Annotated in this window: 20 protein-coding genes and 1 tRNA gene; 15 read left to right on the top strand and 6 right to left on the bottom strand. The window is 50.0% G+C overall.

The window, feature by feature from the left end; genetic code table 11:
- Positions 1–3: 3 nt before the first annotated feature.
- Positions 4–1,641 carry a chaperonin GroEL gene (gene groL, locus Q8O77_RS16540; protein ID WP_305555771.1) on the top strand — a complete coding sequence of 546 codons (1,638 nt, stop codon included), beginning with the start codon at positions 4–6 and terminating at the stop codon, positions 1,639–1,641.
- Positions 1,642–1,853: 212 nt separating this feature from the next.
- On the top strand, positions 1,854–2,387 hold the full coding sequence (locus tag Q8O77_RS16535) for a DUF3016 domain-containing protein (RefSeq protein ID WP_305555769.1): 534 nt from the start codon (positions 1,854–1,856) through the stop codon (positions 2,385–2,387).
- Position 2,388: 1 nt separating this feature from the next.
- Here Q8O77_RS16535 and Q8O77_RS16530 read toward each other — a convergent pair whose 3' ends face one another.
- Both Q8O77_RS16530 and Q8O77_RS16525 read right to left on the bottom strand, forming a co-directional pair.
- Entirely contained in the window at positions 2,389–2,667 is a 279-nt protein-coding gene (locus tag Q8O77_RS16530; protein ID WP_305555766.1) for a hypothetical protein, read from the bottom strand.
- Between the two features lie 82 nt (positions 2,668–2,749).
- Positions 2,750–3,058: a primosomal replication protein PriC gene (locus Q8O77_RS16525; protein WP_305555763.1), complete on the bottom strand. Its 309-nt coding sequence runs from the start codon at positions 3,056–3,058 to the stop codon at positions 2,750–2,752.
- A gap of 162 nt (positions 3,059–3,220) precedes the next feature.
- Between Q8O77_RS16525 and Q8O77_RS16520 the strand changes: the two genes are divergently transcribed.
- The gene (locus tag Q8O77_RS16520; protein ID WP_305555760.1) at positions 3,221–3,619 is read left to right on the top strand and encodes a MerC domain-containing protein; all 399 of its coding nucleotides are present in this window, start codon (positions 3,221–3,223) and stop codon (positions 3,617–3,619) included.
- 52 nt (positions 3,620–3,671) lie between these two features.
- On the opposite strand, the gene Q8O77_RS16515 is transcribed toward Q8O77_RS16520, so the two are convergent.
- From Q8O77_RS16515 to rsgA, 3 genes are all read right to left on the bottom strand, one after another.
- Complete coding sequence (locus Q8O77_RS16515; protein WP_305555757.1) at positions 3,672–4,373, bottom strand: glycerophosphodiester phosphodiesterase family protein; 702 nt, start codon at positions 4,371–4,373, stop codon at positions 3,672–3,674.
- Between the two features lie 178 nt (positions 4,374–4,551).
- The gene (gene asd / locus Q8O77_RS16510) at positions 4,552–5,412 is read right to left on the bottom strand and encodes an archaetidylserine decarboxylase (RefSeq protein ID WP_305555754.1); all 861 of its coding nucleotides are present in this window, start codon (positions 5,410–5,412) and stop codon (positions 4,552–4,554) included.
- A gap of 17 nt (positions 5,413–5,429) precedes the next feature.
- Positions 5,430–6,464 carry a small ribosomal subunit biogenesis GTPase RsgA gene (rsgA, locus tag Q8O77_RS16505; RefSeq protein ID WP_305555752.1) on the bottom strand — a complete coding sequence of 345 codons (1,035 nt, stop codon included), beginning with the start codon at positions 6,462–6,464 and terminating at the stop codon, positions 5,430–5,432.
- A 111-nt stretch (positions 6,465–6,575) separates the two neighbouring features.
- Here rsgA and orn point away from each other — a divergent pair, with 111 nt between their 5' ends.
- The 3 genes from orn to Q8O77_RS16490 all read left to right on the top strand — a co-directional run bounded on the left by orn (position 6,576) and on the right by Q8O77_RS16490 (position 7,570).
- The gene (gene orn, locus Q8O77_RS16500) at positions 6,576–7,127 is read left to right on the top strand and encodes an oligoribonuclease (protein ID WP_305555750.1); all 552 of its coding nucleotides are present in this window, start codon (positions 6,576–6,578) and stop codon (positions 7,125–7,127) included.
- A 66-nt stretch (positions 7,128–7,193) separates the two neighbouring features.
- A tRNA-Gly gene (locus tag Q8O77_RS16495) sits at positions 7,194–7,269 on the top strand.
- 94 nt (positions 7,270–7,363) lie between these two features.
- Positions 7,364–7,570: a DUF1289 domain-containing protein gene (locus Q8O77_RS16490; protein ID WP_305555748.1), complete on the top strand. Its 207-nt coding sequence runs from the start codon at positions 7,364–7,366 to the stop codon at positions 7,568–7,570.
- Here Q8O77_RS16490 and queG read toward each other — a convergent pair.
- Positions 7,539–8,672: a tRNA epoxyqueuosine(34) reductase QueG gene (queG, locus tag Q8O77_RS16485; protein ID WP_305556714.1), complete on the bottom strand. Its 1,134-nt coding sequence runs from the start codon at positions 8,670–8,672 to the stop codon at positions 7,539–7,541. The genes Q8O77_RS16490 and queG overlap by 32 nt on opposite strands.
- 184 nt (positions 8,673–8,856) lie before the next feature.
- On the opposite strand from queG, the gene tsaE reads away from it, so the two are divergent.
- The 9 genes from tsaE to Q8O77_RS16440 all read left to right on the top strand — a co-directional run bounded on the left by tsaE (position 8,857) and on the right by Q8O77_RS16440 (position 18,232).
- On the top strand, positions 8,857–9,327 hold the full coding sequence (gene tsaE, locus Q8O77_RS16480) for a tRNA (adenosine(37)-N6)-threonylcarbamoyltransferase complex ATPase subunit type 1 TsaE (protein WP_305555746.1): 471 nt from the start codon (positions 8,857–8,859) through the stop codon (positions 9,325–9,327).
- Complete coding sequence (locus tag Q8O77_RS16475) at positions 9,314–10,621, top strand: N-acetylmuramoyl-L-alanine amidase (RefSeq protein WP_305555744.1); 1,308 nt, start codon at positions 9,314–9,316, stop codon at positions 10,619–10,621. The genes tsaE and Q8O77_RS16475 overlap by 14 nt, the downstream gene beginning before the upstream one ends.
- A gap of 2 nt (positions 10,622–10,623) precedes the next feature.
- Positions 10,624–12,339, top strand: coding sequence for a DNA mismatch repair endonuclease MutL (gene mutL / locus Q8O77_RS16470; protein ID WP_305555741.1), 1,716 nt, complete (start codon positions 10,624–10,626; stop codon positions 12,337–12,339).
- The gene (gene miaA / locus Q8O77_RS16465) at positions 12,336–13,265 is read left to right on the top strand and encodes a tRNA (adenosine(37)-N6)-dimethylallyltransferase MiaA (RefSeq protein WP_305555738.1); all 930 of its coding nucleotides are present in this window, start codon (positions 12,336–12,338) and stop codon (positions 13,263–13,265) included. The genes mutL and miaA overlap by 4 nt, the downstream gene beginning before the upstream one ends.
- A gap of 90 nt (positions 13,266–13,355) precedes the next feature.
- The gene (gene hfq / locus Q8O77_RS16460) at positions 13,356–13,613 is read left to right on the top strand and encodes an RNA chaperone Hfq (RefSeq protein ID WP_305555735.1); all 258 of its coding nucleotides are present in this window, start codon (positions 13,356–13,358) and stop codon (positions 13,611–13,613) included.
- 17 nt (positions 13,614–13,630) lie between these two features.
- Positions 13,631–14,926, top strand: a complete 1,296-nt coding sequence (gene hflX / locus Q8O77_RS16455; RefSeq protein WP_305555732.1) for a ribosome rescue GTPase HflX — start codon at positions 13,631–13,633, stop codon at positions 14,924–14,926.
- Between the two features lie 41 nt (positions 14,927–14,967).
- Positions 14,968–16,122 carry an FtsH protease activity modulator HflK gene (gene hflK, locus Q8O77_RS16450; RefSeq protein WP_305555729.1) on the top strand — a complete coding sequence of 385 codons (1,155 nt, stop codon included), beginning with the start codon at positions 14,968–14,970 and terminating at the stop codon, positions 16,120–16,122.
- 3 nt (positions 16,123–16,125) lie between these two features.
- Positions 16,126–17,007 (top strand): protease modulator HflC, encoded by an 882-nt coding sequence (gene hflC / locus Q8O77_RS16445; protein WP_305555726.1) that lies wholly within the window; start codon positions 16,126–16,128, stop codon positions 17,005–17,007.
- Between the two features lie 67 nt (positions 17,008–17,074).
- Positions 17,075–18,232: an aminotransferase class V-fold PLP-dependent enzyme gene (locus Q8O77_RS16440; RefSeq protein WP_305555723.1), complete on the top strand. Its 1,158-nt coding sequence runs from the start codon at positions 17,075–17,077 to the stop codon at positions 18,230–18,232.
- Positions 18,233–18,359: the final 127 nt, after the last annotated feature.

Below are 18,359 nucleotides of genomic sequence, written 5' to 3'. Positions count from 1 at the left end.
AAAATGGCAGCAAAAGACGTACGTTTCGGCGATGAAGCCCGTAACAAAATGCTTAAAGGCGTAAATATTCTGGCTAACGCTGTACGCGTAACCTTAGGCCCGAAAGGCCGTAACGTTATTCTGGACAAATCGTTCGGCGCACCGATGATCACTAAAGACGGTGTATCGGTAGCGAAAGAAATTGAGCTGGAAGATAAATTCGAAAACATGGGCGCGCAAATGGTGAAAGAGGTTGCCTCTAAAGCCAATGACGAAGCCGGTGACGGTACCACCACGGCAACAGTATTAGCGCAAAACATCATCAACGAAGGTGTTAAAGCGGTTGCGGCCGGTATGAACCCGATGGATTTAAAGCGCGGTATCGACAAAGCGGTTATCGCTGCAGTTGCCGAGCTGAAATTACTGTCTCAGCCTTGTGCCGACAGCAAAGCCATTGCCCAGGTAGGTACTATCTCTGCTAACTCGGATGACGAGATTGGCCAAATCATTGCCAGCGCCATGGATAAAGTGGGCAAAGAAGGCGTGATCACTGTTGAAGAAGGCCAGGGTTTAGCCAACGAGCTGGACGTGGTTGAAGGTATGCAGTTCGACCGTGGTTACTTATCGCCGTACTTTATCAACAATCAGGAAGCCGGCCAGGTTGAACTGGATAACCCGTACATTCTGACCGTTGACAAGAAAATCACCAACATTCGTGAGCTGTTACCTGTACTGGAAGGCGTAGCGAAATCCGGCAAGCCTTTATTGATCATTGCTGAAGACGTAGAAGGCGAAGCCTTAGCTACCTTAGTAGTGAACAATATGCGCGGTATCGTGAAAATCTCTGCGGTTAAAGCGCCTGGCTTCGGCGACCGTCGTAAAGCCATGCTGCAAGACATTGCTACCTTAGCCGGTGGTACTGTGATTTCTGAAGAAATCGGCATGGAACTGGAAAAAGCCGGTCTGGAAGAATTAGGTACTGCCAAGCGTGTGGTTATCACTAAAGATAACACCACCATTATTGACGGTGCCGGCGAGCAAGGTGCTATCGATGGCCGTGTGAAGCAAATTCGCCAGCAAATTGAAGAAGCCACGTCAGATTATGATAAAGAAAAACTGCAAGAGCGTTTGGCCAAACTGGCTGGCGGTGTTGCGGTTATCAAAGTAGGTGCTTCTACTGAAATTGAAATGAAAGAGAAAAAAGCCCGCGTTGAAGATGCCCTGCACGCAACCCGTGCTGCGGTAGAAGAAGGCGTGGTGCCTGGCGGTGGTGTAGCCCTGGTGCGTGTAGCTGCCAAGCTGGTTGACCTGCGCGGTATTAACGAAGATCAAAACCACGGTATTAAAATTGCGCTGCGCGCGATGGAATCACCGCTGCGTCAAATCGTTGATAACGCCGGTGAAGAGCCGTCAGTAGTAGTAAACAACGTTAAAGCCGGCAGCGGTAACTACGGCTACAATGCGGCCACCGGTGAATACGGCGACATGCTGGAGATGGGTATTCTTGACCCAACTAAAGTAACCCGTTCTGCGCTGCAGTTCGCGGCTTCTGTTGGCTCGCTGATGATCACCACTGAAGCAATGGTAACTGAGTTGCCGAAGAACGATGCTCCTGCAATGCCTGATATGGGCGGCATGGGTGGTATGGGCGGCATGATGTGATGGCATAAGGCCACATATCTTGCTCCAGCAAAACCCCGGCCTTGTGCCGGGGTTTTGTTTTTTACGCTGCACGGCTACACATTTATACAAAACCACACAGTTATTACATCGCATTTGGCGCTATAGTTAGGCTTAGCAATAAACTTATCTGTCTTAGCCTGTTCTAACTTTAGCTATTACAGCGGAACCACGTTACGTTTCAGGAGGTCGCAATGCGAAACATTCTAATAGCTTGCAGCATAGCTGCATTGGCTGCCGGTGCCGTACAGGCTGCAGAAGTAAAAGTACAATGGCAGGAGCCGGAAAAGTTTACCGATATCCGTCCGGCAAATGACAGCCGCAAGGCGTATCGCGAGCGGATAATGAAAAAGTTTGATGGCTTTTTTACTGATATGGCGGCCAGGCTACCGGAGGGCTACAGCTGGCAGGTTACGGTAACCGACATTGATTTGGCCGGTGATATTGATTACTTCGCCGGTGGGGCCGGTAATACTTTACGTATCGTTAAAGATATTTATTCGCCGGCGATTAAATTCAGCCATGTGCTGCGCGATAAGCATGGTGAAGAAGTTATCAGCAACGAAGAAAAGCTGCGTGATATGGGCTTTATGCATTCAATACGCTCTGTCAGTGACAACGAAGAGTTCCGCTACGAAAAGCAGATGTTAAACACCTGGTTTGACAAGGAGCTTCTGCCGAAAGTAGAGCAATATGCTTTAGCGTTGCCCAAAGTGAGCACTAACTAATTTAAAGCAAACTGGCTATCTGGCGGTAAATATCTAACGCTTCCTGCCGGCTTAACTGGCCGGCTGAAGCGGCACGGCCGATACTGCTGGACACTCTTATTGATTCATTGCTGTTGTTTTCAGCCACAACGGCGGCATTGTTACCGCTTGTGGCAGGGGCTGATGCATTAAGCAGTGTGGGCGCGATATCAGTACTGTTGCTGCCGGCAACAACCTGTTGGCCAAGCTGTGCAGCGCTGCGATTTACTGCAACCGGCGGGCTTACACTTATCGCTGACATAACCACCTCCAATCATCTTTTTAGACTAGTGCAGGCGCCAGGCAGCGTTAGATTATTTTGCGACCAAAATAATACCGTTATTTTATTTGGTTATAACAGCGCGAAACTCTCCCAGGGTGCTGTGTAACTGCTTTAATTGCTGCACAACCTTCTGCAGCGTAGCGGTATTAAATTGTTGGCTTTGCCGCATTGCAGCGACTTGTTCAGCGGTTTCTGCCAGATAAGGCATAAAGCGGTTAGCTGATACCTGAAACAGTTTGTTGTCGGCAAAAATACGCTGATGTTTGGCATGGCCCTGTTGTTGCAGGCTGTCGAGCAGGGCATCTGCGTCCAGTGCTTTGCGGTACAGCTCTTTTAAATTGTCATCAAGTTGGTTAAGTAAGGTATCCATAATACGACTGCGCTGAAAAAAGTGGCGCTATTATGCCATAAGGCCGGCGCCGCTTCAGCAGAGTTAGCTTGTTAGCTGTGCAAGCGCAGTATTTTTCTCTCTGGCCGTTTCTTTCGCAAACGTTTTGTTATATTATCTCGTTTCTTAATTTAAGCCGTCAGAGTGAGCATTGTGTTAGCAACAGTAAGAAGCGTATTTGATAAAGTAGGTATTACAGTGACGTCGCTTTGCGCCATTCACTGCATTATGCTGCCGATCATTTTGCCGGTTCTGCCGTTACTGGGCCTCAGCGTTGGCCATAATCATGCTTTTGAGCGCGTGATGTTGCTCGTTACCATAGTGCTTGGTTTTATTGCTTTGTTTATTGGTTTTCACCGTTACCACCGCAAGCTGTATCCGTTTTATTCATTGTTTTTAGGTGTGTTTATTTATTGGCAGCGCGATGTGTGGGGCCACGAGTATGAGCACGCTGTATTAATCGTTGGCGCGTCTTTGGTGGTGTTGGCGCATGTGATGAATATGCGGTTGTGCAACAGCTGCAAGAGCTGTCATGATCATTAAGTATCAAAATTTATAAGAAATCCCGCTGCGGCGGGATTTTTGCTTTCTGGCGTTAGGGCTTTTCTGCCAACTGCTGCCGGCTTCTGGCCGGATAATTACTGAAAATGCCGTCAACGCCGTATTGCTGCATACGAGCAATATCATCCGGCTGGTCCACGGTATACACGTACACTTGTAAGCCACGCGCTTTGGCATCGGTAACAAAAGCCTGATTAATAAAGCTGACGTCGCAATTGACTGAATACGCCTGCAGTTGCTGCGCAAAAGCAGCGTAGTCGATGGCTAAGCTGGCGGTAAGTGCGCCCCGCTTTAGCTCTGGCCTGTGCTGTTTAAGTTCTGCCAGCAGGTGATGGTTAAAAGACGATATCAGCAGCCGCTGACAGTCAAATTGCAGCTCTTGCTGTGCTTTATCCAGCAAGGCCAACAGCGGCGTTACGGTATTGTCGCCCTTTAACTCAATATTAAGCCACAGTGTGGTGTGTTGCAGTCGTTGTAGTACCTGCCACAGCGTAGGAATGCGCTCGCCGTGGCCGGCATCTAACTGCATCAGCTGCGCGACACTGTATTGATAAATGCTACCACTGCCATTGGTAGTGCGGGCTAAGTGATGATCATGAATAACAATAAGTTCGCCCTGTACCGCGAAGACGTCTATTTCAATGGCGTCGGCACCCTGAGCTATGGCCTGATCAATGGCCAGCAGGGTATTTTCCGGATAGTCACCACTGGCACCACGATGAGCAATGATTTGCATGTTTACTCCGTTCTAAGGCTGGATATTAAACAGATGAAGTGAATGTAGAGTATTTTTTTCGGCGACCGTTGCAGGCCAGGATGGCCGAATCGAGCCCCCAGGGATGGGTTCACGGCGTGTCGCAGAAAAAATATACGGCGCATTCACGTTTTCGAAGCGCCGTAGTTGAAGAATAGCTTTAGCTATTAGTTTCAGCAAAAGGCGCACCCATGCGGGTTACTGTGCCAGGCTGCTGGTCGGCTAAAAACTGCAGTTTATCCGCCGCGAAAGCCAGCACTACAGTTGAGCCTAATTTAAAGCGGCCCATTTCTGCGCCTTTTTCCAGTGTAATCGCATTTTTGCCCTGTGCCGGGTAAGTCCAGCGAAACACATTTTTACCCGCTGGCGGCGTTACAGTACCGGCCCAGACGGTTTCAATACTGGCGACAATAGTGGCGCCTACCAATACCAGCGCCATTGGGCCCAGTTCAGTGTCAAAGATAGTGACTACGCGCTCGTTGCGGGCAAATAAGTCCGGTACATTTTCTGCAGTTAACGGGTTTACCGAGAATAAATCGCCCGGCACATAAATCATCTGGCGTAAGGTGCCGCTAACCGGCATATGAATACGGTGATAATCTTTCGGTGCCAGATAAATAGTGGCAAAGTCGCCGCCGATAAAAGGCTCTGCGGCCGCAATATCGCCGCCCAATAAAGCTTGCAGTGAGTAACTGTGGTTTTTTGCCTGCACCAATTGGCCCTGTACTATAGGGCCAAGCTGACTGATACAACCATCTACCGGATGCGCCACTATATCGGCCTCTGTTGCCAGCGGGCGGATACCGTCTTTTAACGGCCGTGTGAAAAACTCATTAAAACTGGCGTAGTCTTGTGCCCGTTCAAACTGCGCCTCAGCCATATTAATGCCATAGGCTTTGATAAAGCGGTTGATCAAAAAATGCGTAAACCAGCCCAGCTTTGCCGCCGCCAGTTTGCCTACCAGGCGTGAAATTAAATGCTTGGGCATCAGGTATTGCAGGGTAATTTTTAAATTATCCATTGTGGTCTCGTAAAAGGTTAAAAGTGATTTGGTTTGTCCTGCGCCATACTGGCGAGGATTTTCAGATAACTGTCGTAGCGCTCCCGGCTTACGTCGCCGTTTTCAACCGCATGTTGAATGGCGCAGCCCGGGTCTGAGATATGTTTACAATCGCGGAACTTGCAGCGCCCGAGCCAGGGGGTAAATTCAGTAAAGCCTTGGGTAACTTCTTCCGGCGTCAGATGCCACAGCGCAAATTCGCGAATCCCCGGCGAGTCAATTAAGTCACCGCCGTCGGGCAAATGATACAGGCGCGATACTGTAGTAGTGTGCTGGCCAAGGCCTGAATTGCTGGACACTTCTTGCGTATGGGCTTCCAGCCCGGGCATTAAGTTATTCATCAACGAGGATTTGCCCACCCCGGATTGGCCGACAAAGATACTGGTACCGCTGTGTAAATAATCCAGCAGCTGTTGCATACCCATACCGCTTTTGGCACTGACGGCTAAAAAGTCATAGCCTAACTTTTGGTACAGTGCCAGCTGCTGCTCTACGTCTGCCAGCTCTGTGTCACTGAGTAAGTCTACCTTGTTGATCACCAATAGCGGTTTAATGCCGGTCATTTCAGCGGCCACAAGGTAACGATCGATAATATTCAGTGATAGGGCCGGCAATACCGCAGAGACGATAATCATTAAATCAATATTGGCCGCCACCGGCTTTAAGCCGTCATAGAAATCCGGCCGCAGCAGTACAGAGCTTCGTTCTTCTACCGCATCGATAACACCGTCCACGCCGCCGGTGGTGTGCAGCGCACGGCGCCAGACCACCCGATCGCCGGTAACCAGGGAAGCTACGGAGCGGCGCATATTACAGCGCACTACTGCGCCCTGGCTGTCTTCAACATCAGCATGCTGGCCGAAACGGCTGAGTATTAACCCGGTTTCAACAGCAGCAAAGCTGGTGTCATCAACCGATTCGACACCTTTGTTTTTCGGCGCGCGTAGCCGCTTGCCGGCGTTATCGACAATACGCTGTTGCTGGCGCTGGGTAAGATGTTTTTTCTTGGTCACTGCTGCTTTTATCGCTCTGATATAAAGGATGCTATTACTGCTAAGCTTAGGGCGTGTATGATACCTGTATTCTGTAAATGAACAAAGCAGCAAGCTGCGTAAGGGTTTTTCATGAGCGTAAATGACAATAATTTGATTTGGCTGGATTTGGAAATGACCGGGCTGGAGCCCAAAACTGATGTCATTCTGGAAATGGCCACCATAGTGACTGACAGCCAGCTGAATATCCTTGCAGAAGGGCCGGTATTCGCTATTAAGCAACCGGACGAGGTGCTGGACAATATGAGCGCCTGGTGTGTTGAGCAACACGGTAAAAGCGGCTTAACCGCACGCTGCCGTGCCAGCACAGTCAGCCTGGCTGACGCTGAGCAGCAAACCATAGCGTTTTTAAGCCGTTACGTAGCTGCCGGTAAATCGCCGATGTGTGGTAACAGTATCGGCCAGGACCGGCGTTTTCTTGCCGAATATGCGCCCACGCTGGAAGCATTTTTTCATTACCGTAATTTAGATGTCAGTACAGTGAAAGAGCTGGCGCGGCGCTGGCACCCTGAAGTGCTGAAAAAAGTACAAAAAGCCGGCAGTCATTTGGCGCTGGACGATATTCGGGAGTCGATTGCTGAATTAGTGACCTATCGCGAGCATTTTTTTAAATTACCGCAATAAAGTGCTTGCATAAGCTAACTGATTTTGTAAAATGCGCGCCATCACGACGTAACAACGTTAGTTGATGCGAGTATAGCTCAGCTGGTAGAGCGCGACCTTGCCAAGGTCGAGGTCACGAGTTCGAACCTCGTTACTCGCTCCAAATTCGATAAGAAACCGTACTTTGCGTAAGCACAGTGCGGTTTTTTGTTTTCTGCGATATAGTTAATGCATGTTTAACACACTGCCGGCCCGCTATGTCTGAGTCTCCTTGTGTGCGCAATTGTTGTTTGGATCAGCAAGACTGTTGCCTGGGCTGCGGCCGTTTGGTGCAGGAAATTATTGAGTGGCACACTGCAGATGTATTGCGGCGTGAGCAAATTTTACATCTGGCTGCCGAGCGAATGGCGCAGCGTGAGGCAGTCGCTGTTGTTATGCATCCCGTGGTAAGCCTTTTTGAATAATCCGTACCAGCCGCTCTGTACTGCGCGGCAATAATGATTCTGCCTGCCAGCTTTTGCGTTTTTGTTGTGCTAACGCCCAGTGAATATGTTCGGCTACCAGCTCGCTGGCACTATCAAGTTTAGTTGTTAATGCCTGCATAATTTCAACCTGATAAGGCGCATTACCCAAAGCGACGGCAATATTACGCTGCCAGCGTTCATAGCCGATGCGGCGGATGGCACTGCCTTCGGTATAGCTTAAAAATTCATGCTGCTGCCAGGCAAACAAGCTGAGCAGACTTTGACTTTGCCATTGTGGTCGGCGCTGAAAGTCACCTTCAATGCTCAGCGGTGCGGCGCGGTTTTCCGGGCACACCAGTTGGCAGTCATCACAGCCATAGATGCGGTTGCCGATAAGTGGCCTGAACTGCTCGGGAATGGCACCTTTAAGCTCAATGGTAAGATAAGAAATGCAGCGTCTGGCGTCAACGACATAGGGCTCAACAATAGCGCCGGTGGGGCAACTGGTGATGCAGGCCACACAGCTGCCGCAATCGCCCGGGTGTGGCGTATCGATGGGCAGCGGCAAATTAACCAGTAACTCGCCCAGGAAAAACCACGAGCCGGCCTCGTTGTTGAGCAATAAACTGTGTTTTCCAACCCAGCCCAACCCGGCTTGCTGTGCCAACGGCCGTTCCATAACGGGTGCCGAATCAGTAAAAGGCCGGTAACCCAGCTCGGCCACCTGTTGGTTAATGCGCTCGCCCAGTTGTTTTAACCGGTTACGGATTAATTTATGGTAGTCGCGGCCCAGCGCATAGCGGCTGATATAGGCTTGTGTCGGGTCGGCCAGGTTGGTAGCAAAACCGGCACCTTGCGGCAGATAATCCATGCGCACACTTAACACCCTTAAGGTGCCCGGTAGCAACTCGGCCGGCCTGGCTCGCAACATACCGTGGCTGGCCATATAGTCCATTTCACCGTGGTAGCCGGCAGCAAGCCATTTTTGCAACTGACGTTCGGCATCGGGTAAAGACACGCCGGTAATACCCAGTTGGGCGAAACCAAGCTCTTTTGCCCATTGTTTTATTTGCTGCGCTAAAGCGGCGTAATCTGTAGTCATGCTGTTGGTAGTTAAGAAATCACAGTGCAATTTAGCATATAGTACACTAAGGCGCGTGCCGGGCGGGAACCTTGCTGCTTTGTACTGAGTCATAGACACGGCCGGCAGTTTTGCTGGCTCAGCGGGTGATTAATTTGTTAACATAGCGCTTATAACGGCCGGGTAACAGTATAAGTGGTGATAAGTGGCGCAATTTCAGTATGTATTAAAGGATGAAGCGGCAACCTTATTGCTGGCGCAGCGGCTGGCACGTCATGTTAGCGGTGGTCTGACAGTTTTTTTGCATGGCGAACTGGGTGCCGGTAAAACCACCTTCAGTCGCGGTCTGATTAACGCTTTGGGGCACAAAGGTACGGTAAAAAGCCCGACTTACACCCTGGTAGAGCCTTATCAGTTAGCGCAGTTGGCGGTATATCATTTTGATCTGTACCGCTTGCGCGACAGTGAAGAGCTGGAGTTTATGGGCATTCGCGATTATTTTCGTGCTGATAGTCTATGTTTGATTGAATGGCCAGAGCGGGGTTGTGGATATTTACCTGTGGCGGATCTCGACATACACTTAATTTTTGAACAGGAACACCGGCGGGCTGAGTTAACAGCCAATACTGCTGCCGGTGACCAAATATTGAAAGCTGTAGCGGATGATGAAAAATAACTATTACAAAATCAAAAGCTGTTTGCTGCTGAGCCTGGCGCTGCATAGCTTTGCTGCGCTGGCGTCGAATCAGGTGCAGAGTGTGCGGGTTTGGCCATCACCGGATAACACCCGGGTGGTGTTTGATATGTCGGCAGCGCCTGAGCATAAAAGCTTTAGTTTGGATAAACCAGACCGGCTGGTGATTGATTTAAGTAATATTAAAGGCGGCAGCAGTTTGCCGGAGATATCCGGCGAGTCTGCGTTAATTAAAGCTATTCGCAGTAGTGGTGATGGTAACAGCATGCGTATCGTGCTCGACTTAGCCAAGCACAGTAATGCTAACGTTTTTACCTTGCCGCCCACACCGCCTTATGGTCATCGTTTAGTGGTCGATTTACCCGACGATCAGCCGGTACAAAATATACCGCCGGCGGCAATTCGGGCGGCACGCGATATTGTTATTGCCATTGATGCCGGCCACGGTGGGGAAGATCCCGGGTCCATTGGCCCCAGCGGGTTTTATGAAAAAAATATTACTTTGCCTATCGCCAAACAGCTGGCGCAGTTAATTAACAGCCAGCCCGGCATGAAAGCCATGATGGTACGCACTAATGATTATTATATTCATGTTAACCGGCGTACCGAGATTGCCCGCGGCCAGCAGGCCGATTTACTGGTTTCTATTCATGCTGATGCTTTTACCACGCCACAGCCACGTGGTGCCTCGGTGTGGGTGTTATCGCTGCGGCGTGCCACATCTGAAGTAGGCCGGATGCTGGAGCAAACTGAACGTCATTCTGAATTATTGGGCGGCGTCGCGGAAATTATCAAAGACTCTGCCAACGAGCGTTATCTGGCACAAACGGTGTTGGATTTATCGATGAACCATTCGATGATAACGGCGTATCAGGCGGCCAATGAAGTGTTGCAGGAGCTGGGTAAGGTTGCTTATCTGCATAAAAAGCAACCGCAGGCGGCCAGTTTAGGTGTGCTGAAAGCGCCGGATATTCCGTCCATTTTGGTAGAAGTCGGCTTTATTTCCAACCCGAAAGAAGAGCGGCAGCTACGCTCGTCTGCCTATCAAACCAAGTTGGCGCAATCGTTGTTTACTGCGTTAAAACGTCATTTTGAAAAGTCAGCGCCGGCAGACTCACTGTTTGCTCAGCAACGTGCCCGTGAGCACAGAGTCAGCGCCGGCGAGTCGCTGTCGTTGCTGGCGCAGCGTTATAACGTTTCGGTGGATGATTTACGTAACCACAATCAACTGGCTAACGATAGTATTCGTGTTGGTCAGACACTGCGGATCCCTTAATTATGCCCATCCGTATCTTACCGCCGCAGCTGGCTAACCAGATTGCGGCCGGTGAAGTTGTTGAGCGTCCGGCGTCTGTAGTCAAGGAGTTAGTGGAAAACAGCCTCGATGCCGGTGCCAGCCATATTGATATTGATATAGAAAAAGGCGGCAGCAAACTTATCCGCGTGCGTGACAACGGCAGTGGCATAGCAGAGCAGGAATTAGTGTTGGCTTTAAGCCGGCACGCTACCAGTAAAATTACCGATCTTGACGATTTGGAAGCCATCAACAGTTTGGGTTTTCGTGGTGAAGCTCTGGCCAGTATCAGCTCGGTATCACGGCTTACGCTGACGTCGAAAACGGCTGAGCAACACGCAGCCTGGCAAGCCAGTGCCGCCGGACGCGAGATGCAGGTAGAGGTACGCCCTGCAGCGCATCCGGTGGGTACCAGTATTGAAGTGTTGGATTTATTTTTTAACACCCCGGCCAGGCGCAAGTTTATGCGTACCGATAAAACCGAGTTTGGTCATATTGATGAGCTGGTAAAGCGTTTGGCGCTAAGCCGCTACGACGTGAGCTGGCAATTGACGCATAACGGCCAGAGCGTGCGCCGGTTAAAAGCTGCCACGACAGACGAACAACGGCAAAAACGGGTGGGGGCTTTATGTGGCCGCGCTTTTGCAGAGCAGGCCGCCTTTATTGAAAACCGCTACGGCGATGTACGGATTTGGGGCTGGATAGTGCAGCCGCAAGCGTGCTCTGCGCAGTTACAATGCCAATACAGTTACGTAAATGGCCGTATGATGCGGGATAAATTGCTGAACCACGCTATCCGCCAGGCCTATGGCGACAGTTTAAGCCAGGAGCAACAACCGGCTTTTGTGTTGTATCTGGAACTGGACCCGCGTCAGGTAGACGTGAATGTGCATCCGGCCAAGCATGAAGTACGCTTTCATCAGGCGCGTTTAATTCACGATTTTGTGGTATCAGCACTAAGCGATGCTTTAGCGCAGTTAAGCCCGGCTGATAACCCCATACAGATTACGGCTAACGGCCATACTGCAAATAATGTGCAGGAAAGCGCCACCTCTGCTTACCGCGTGCAAAGCGGCGGCAGTTATCAACCGCGCCGGCCTGCTGCAGTGCAGGTTGGCCGTGAGTTGTCTTACTGGCAACATAGCCACACGGGGGAACAATCTGACACGCCGCTTAAGCCGGCGCCGACAGCCACTGAGCTCACGCCGGCCAGACCGTTAATTGCCCGCAACCGCTATTTATTGCAGCAACACGGTGCGGATGTGACATTGATTGATTTGGCCGCCGCTATAGCCGCTTACAGCGCAGCACAGCAGATTACGCCGGTGCCGTTATTATTGCCGCAGCGCCTGACACTCGATGCCGCGCAAATGAGTGTATTAACGCATAATGCGCGCCAACTGAACCAAGCCGGTTTTGATATGCTGTTAACCGATGAGGTGTTAATTATCCGCGCTGTGCCGGGCTGGTTGCGGCACACTACGTTAAGCCATTGGATCCCGCTGTGGTTAAGCCAGCTGGCACAAACGGCAGATGCCAATCCTCTGCCCGGTTTAGTATCTATGCTACTTAATGCTAATGGGTTGGATGCAGTGCGCTTGTTAGAATATTGCCCGCAAATAGCCGGCGACAGCGGCCGGCTGGCGGTGCCGCTGCAATTGGATGCAACCCTGGCGCTGTTGCAGGAGCAAACTGCATGACTAATACCAACACAGCGGTGATTTTTTTGCTGGGGCCAACAGCGTCGGGTAAAACAGCTCTGGCGACTGAGCTGTATCAGCGCTTGCCGTCAGAGTTAGTTAGTGTTGACAGTGCCTTGATTTACCGTGGTATGGATATCGGCACAGCTAAACCGACTGCTGCAGAGCTGGAGTTGGCACCGCACCATCTGCTGGATATCCGTGACCCGGCGCAAAGCTATTCTGCGGCAGACTTCCGTGCTGATGCGTTGCGTCTAATTGCAGAAATTCAACATCGTGGTAACATTCCTATTCTGGTTGGTGGTACTATGTTGTACTTCAAAGCATTGCTCGAAGGTATATCACCATTACCGGAAGCGGATCCGGCGGTGCGGCAGCAGTTGGAGCTGGAAGCGGCAGAAAAAGGCTGGCCGGCATTACATGGCGAACTGGCAGCAGTGGATCCGGTGTCGGCGCTGCGGATCCATCCGAATGATCCGCAACGTATCAACCGTGCGTTAGAAGTCTTTCGTATTAGCGGACGTACTTTAACGGAACTTACTGCACAGAAAGGGGAACCTTTTGGCTTTCCGGTACACCAATTTGCTATTGCGCCGGAAGATCGCGCAGTGCTGCACCAACGTATAGCGCAAAGATACGAGCAAATGTTGGCGGCAGGTTTTGAACAGGAAGTTTTAAAGCTAAAACAACGTACTGATTTACATCCTGATTTACCATCCATGCGCTGTGTCGGCTACCGGCAGATGTGGCAATATCTGGACGGCGAATGCAGTTATGCGGAGATGACATTGCGTGGCATAGCGGCAACCAGGCAACTGGCAAAACGTCAACTTACCTGGTTAAGAAGCTGGCATGACCTGACATGGTTAAAAAGTGATGCGCCGATGTCAGAAAACTTGCAAGCGATTTTATCTTCGCTAAGCTAAACAAGATGGATAAAAAAGACGTTTTAACAACTTGAAATAAAAAAAATAATACCAATATAAGTCGGACTAATAAAAAAAGGAAAGCGGCACATGGCAAAGGGCCAATCTTTACAAGACCCATTTTTAAACACCTTGAGACGGGAACGTATTCCGGTATCAATTTATTTGGTGAATGGCATTAAACTTCAGGGTCAAATCGAGTCTTTTGATCAGTTTGTGATACTGCTGAAAAACACCGTGAGCCAGATGGTATATAAACATGCCATTTCCACTGTAGTGCCGGCGCGAGCTGTCAATACTATGGTTGCTCAAAGCAATGGCCAGCATGACGAAGACGACACAGAATAACAACAGGGGTTGTTCGCTTGTCTGACATTAACGCTGTACCGGAACAAGCGATCCTTGTCCATGTGAACTTTTCGCAGCAGCATACCAGTGAAGATTTAGCTGAACTTAAGCTATTGGTGTCTTCTGCCGGTGTTAACAGCATAGAAGTGGTTAGCACCAATCGCAGCGCCCCTGATCCGAAGTTTTTTGTCGGCTCAGGTAAAGCACAGGACATTGCCGACCTGGTAGAGCAGCATCAGGCAACAGTGGTTATTTTTAATCATGCGTTAAGTCCGGCACAAACCCGTAATTTAGAGCGGTTGTGTCTGACCCGCGTAATTGACCGTACCACCCTTATTCTGGATATTTTTGCCCAGCGTGCCCGTACTTTTGAGGGCAAGCTGCAGGTAGAGCTGGCTCAGTTAAAGCATTTAGCCTCGCGTCTGGTGCGTGGCTGGGATAGTCTTGACCGGCAAAAAGGTGGCATAGGCTTACGTGGCCCGGGTGAAACCCAGCTGGAAACCGACCGGCGCTTACTGCGTGAACGGGTAAAAGCGTTGCAGCTGCGTTTGGACAAACTGGAGCGGCAACGTGAACAAGGCCGGCGCGCAAGGCAACGCTCAGCGGTGCCGGTGGTGTCGGTAGTCGGCTATACCAATGCCGGTAAGTCAACCTTGTTTAACCGCATTACCCGTGCCGATGTTTACGCGGCAGATCAATTGTTTGCTACGTTAGATCCCACCTTACGCAAGTTAAAGCTTAAGGGAGTTGGCGAGATAGTACTGGCCGACACCGTGGGCTTTATCCGTCATTTACCGCATGATTTAGTCGCTGCATTTAAATCGACGCTGCAGGAAACCCGCGAAGCGGATTTGCAATTGCATGTCGTTGATGCGGCCGATGCGCGTAAAACCGACAATATGCAGCAGGTAGCTGCAGTATTGCAGGAGATTGAAGCAGATCACTTACCTCAGTTAGTGGTATACAATAAAATTGACCTGCTTGAGCAAAAGCCACGTATTGAATACAACGAATATAATCAGCCGGTGGCAGTGTATCTATCTGCCGCTACCGGTGAAGGTATAGACTTGCTGATGCAGGCCGTCGCGCAGTTGCTGTCAGAGCGGTATATCGATATCAACTTGTCTTTGCCGCCGGACCAGGCGGTATGGCGCGCCCGTTTTCATCAACAGCACTGCATAACGCAAGAGCAGTTCGACGCAGATGGCAATTGTCAGTTAACGCTCCGGCTGAGTGAGTCAGTCTGGCAACGCAGCGTAAAGCAATCGCAGGGGGCATTAGAAAACTATGTCGTCAGCGCAGCGGTTATTTGATACATTAGCCCTTATTTTACAACTTAAAACTGGAGTAGAGCATGGCTTGGAATGAGCCGGGCAACAACGGCAAGAACAACGACCCCTGGAAACAGGGTGGTCGTGATCAAGGCCCGCCCGATTTAGATGAAGTGTTTCGTAACTTAGGCAAAAAGTTCGGTGGCATTTTCGGTGGAGGCAAATCTTCAGGTGGCAGCAGTAACGGTGGCGCATCAGCAGCCCTGATACTGGTGTTAATTGTGGCGGCCCTGGTTTGGGCATTCAGTGGTTTTTACACCATCAAAGAATCTGAGCGTGGTGTAGTGTTGCGTTTTGGCCAGTATCACAGTGAAGTGGGGCCTGGTATTCATTGGAAACCTACGTTTATCGATAATGTACTGCCGGTTGATGTTACCAGTGTGCGCTCATTACGCAGCGACGGCTTTATGCTGACACAGGATCAAAACCTGGTACGGGTTACCTTTGAAATTCAGTACCGCGTATTTAATGCACGGCTTTACAAATTCTCGGTAGTTGATGCCGACAGCAGCCTGCATCAGGCCACCGATGCTGCTCTGCGTTATGTTATTGGTCACTCCATTATGGATGACGTATTAACCCGCGGCCGTGAAGTGGTGCGGCAAAATACCCGTCAGGAACTGGAAGGTATTATTGAGCCCTACAATATGGGCATAGCGCTGGTTGATGTTAACTTCCGCGACGCCAGGCCGCCGGAAGAAGTGCGTGACGCCTTTGATGACGCCATTAAGGCACAAGAAGACCAGGAACGTTTTATTCAGGAAGCTCAGGCCTACGCGCGTGAAATTGAACCGCGTGCCCGTGGTCAGGTTAACCGTGTAATGCAGGAAGCGGAAGCTTATAAACAACAAATTGTGTTGAAAGCTCAGGGTGAAGTAGCCCGGTTTGAAAAGCTGCTACCGGAATATCTGGCTGCACCGAAAGTAACCCGCGACCGTATGTATCTGGAAACTATGGAGCAGGTATACAGCAATACTTCCAAAGTACTGGTTGATGTGAAAAATGGTAATAACATTATGTATTTACCATTAGATAAAATGTTGAACCAAGGTAGTAGCGGTACCGCGCCGTCATCCGGTGCTATGCCATTAATTCCGTCGCGTAGTACTACGGACAGCAGTAGTTCAAACCGCACTGACACGTCACGTGCCGGTTCAGCGCGCAGTGGCAGGGGGTAAGCAATGAAGAATTTTATAGTTGCCATTATTGTAGTTGTGGGTTTTATCGTGCTGTCAGCTTTGTTTGTAGTGCCGGAAGGCCAGCGCGGCATAGTGATTCAGTTTGGTAAAATTCAGCGTGACGCTGAGCAGAACGTTGTGGTGTATGAGCCGGGCCTGCATTTCAAGTTGCCGTTAATTGAAACGGTACGCAAATTGGATGCGCGGGTACAAACCCTGGATGATGCTCAGGATCGCTTCGTTACCGCGGAGAAGAAAGACTTACTGGTAGACAGCTATGTAAAATGGCGTATCAACGATTTTGGCGCCTACTTTCTCTCTACCGGCGGTAACACAGCGCAAGCTGAAGTGTTATTAAAGCAATACATTAACAACGGTTTACGTACTGAGTTTGGTGCCCGTACCATTCAGGAAATTGTATCCGGTGAGCGCACGCAGCTAATGCAAAGTGCTTTACAACAAGCTGGCCAGGCGTCAAAAGAGCTGGGCATTGAAGTGGTTGATGTACGGGTTAAACAAATTAACCTGCCGCAGGAAGTCAGTAGTTCAATTTTTGCGCGGATGGAAGCTGAACGCCATGCTGTAGCGCGGGAGCACCGCTCTAAAGGTATGGAAGAAGCTGAAATTATCCGCGCCGACGTTGACGCCCGCGTTACCGTAATGGTGGCAGATGCTGAGCGTAACTCGCGTAGTGTGCGCGGTGAAGGTGATGCATTAGCCGCTAATGTGTACGCTGAAACCTTTAACAAGAATGCTGAGTTTTACTCCTTTATCCGTAGCCTCGAAGCGTATAAAAACAGCTTCAAAAGCAAGGATGATGTGTTAGTTATACAGCCGGACAATGATTTCTTTAAATATATGAAGTCAGATAAGGTGCAGAATTAACTGCTGCCAGTACTGAAAAAGGCCCGAAAGGGCCTTTTTTGTCTGTAACGGTGTATCGGGGGGAGCTATGTATCAACAATTTTATCAGCGCTTTTTGCAGGCCAATCAGGGCAAGCAGCATTTTGCCTGCCATTCGCATCATTACTGGCCGGATGTCAGCCGCGATGCCATGCTGGAATACTGGGATGACACCGCGCGGCTGGTAGACGACAAGTGGCGCTATATTTTTGGCGAAAAAGTGCCGCAAACCCAGCAGCTGATCGCAGATATTCTGCAATTACCGCAGCCGGAACAAATTGTGTTTGCGCCTAATACACATGAATTAGTGATGCGTTTGCTCAGCTGTTTTGATTTACGCCAACCGTTGCGCATTTTAACGACAGACAGCGAGTTTTACAGTTTTTCGCGTCAGGTCAAACGCCTGGCAGAATATGACAATGTGCAGGTGGATATTGTTGCCACTGAACCGTATGACAGTTTTGAACAGCGCTTTGCCGCATCAGCGGCAGCAAACCAGTATCAACTTATTTTCTGCAGCCAGGTATTTTTTAACTCCGGCGTGGCGGTGAGCAATTTAACCGGCTTTGTACAGCAAATTGCTGCTGTCAGTGAGGCGATGATCGTAATCGACGGTTATCATGGTTTTATGGCGTTGCCGACCGATTTATCTGCCATTGCCGAACGTATTTTTTATCTGGCCGGCAGTTATAAGTATGCCCAGGGCGGCGAGGGCTGTTGTTTTATGGCGGTGCCGGTTGGCAGCACTGAGCGGCCGTTGTATACCGGCTGGTTTGCCGAGTTTGGTACTTTAGCGGCAGAGAAATCGGCCACGGTTTTGTACAGTGAAGACGGTTATCGTTTTGCCGGTGCCACCATGGACTTTTCTGCGCTGTACCGGCTGAATGCGGTACTGCGTTTATTTAAACAACAGGGCATCAGCGTTGGCCGTATTCACCAGTATGTACAGCAGTTGCAACAGGCATTTTTACAAAAACTGGCGGCAGTACAACATGCTAAATTGCACGCCGGCAATTTGTTGGCTCAGGATCTTAGCTGCCATGGCCATTTTTTAACGTTTCGGCCGGGCAGCGTACCTGAGGTGGCCGAATTGGCAGCTTTACTTAAACGGGCTGGCATTGAAACAGACTATAGGGCTGACCGTCTGCGCTTTGGCTTCGCTTTATACCATAACAGCGCGCAGTACGACTTAAGTTGTTTGGCTTAACACCCGTTTAACTGATTGATTAAAAACCACTAAATAAGCCGCTGCGAAAAAAGCGGCTTTTTTTCATCCGGACGGCTGAAACTTGCCCGGCTATTTGGTAGAATCCACGCCTGATTTTTTCCATGAT

The sequence above is a fragment of the Rheinheimera sp. genome, from assembly GCF_030690345.1.
Classification (GTDB): Bacteria; Pseudomonadota; Gammaproteobacteria; order Enterobacterales; family Alteromonadaceae; genus Alishewanella.
This window is presented reverse-complemented; position numbering and strand designations above follow the sequence as displayed.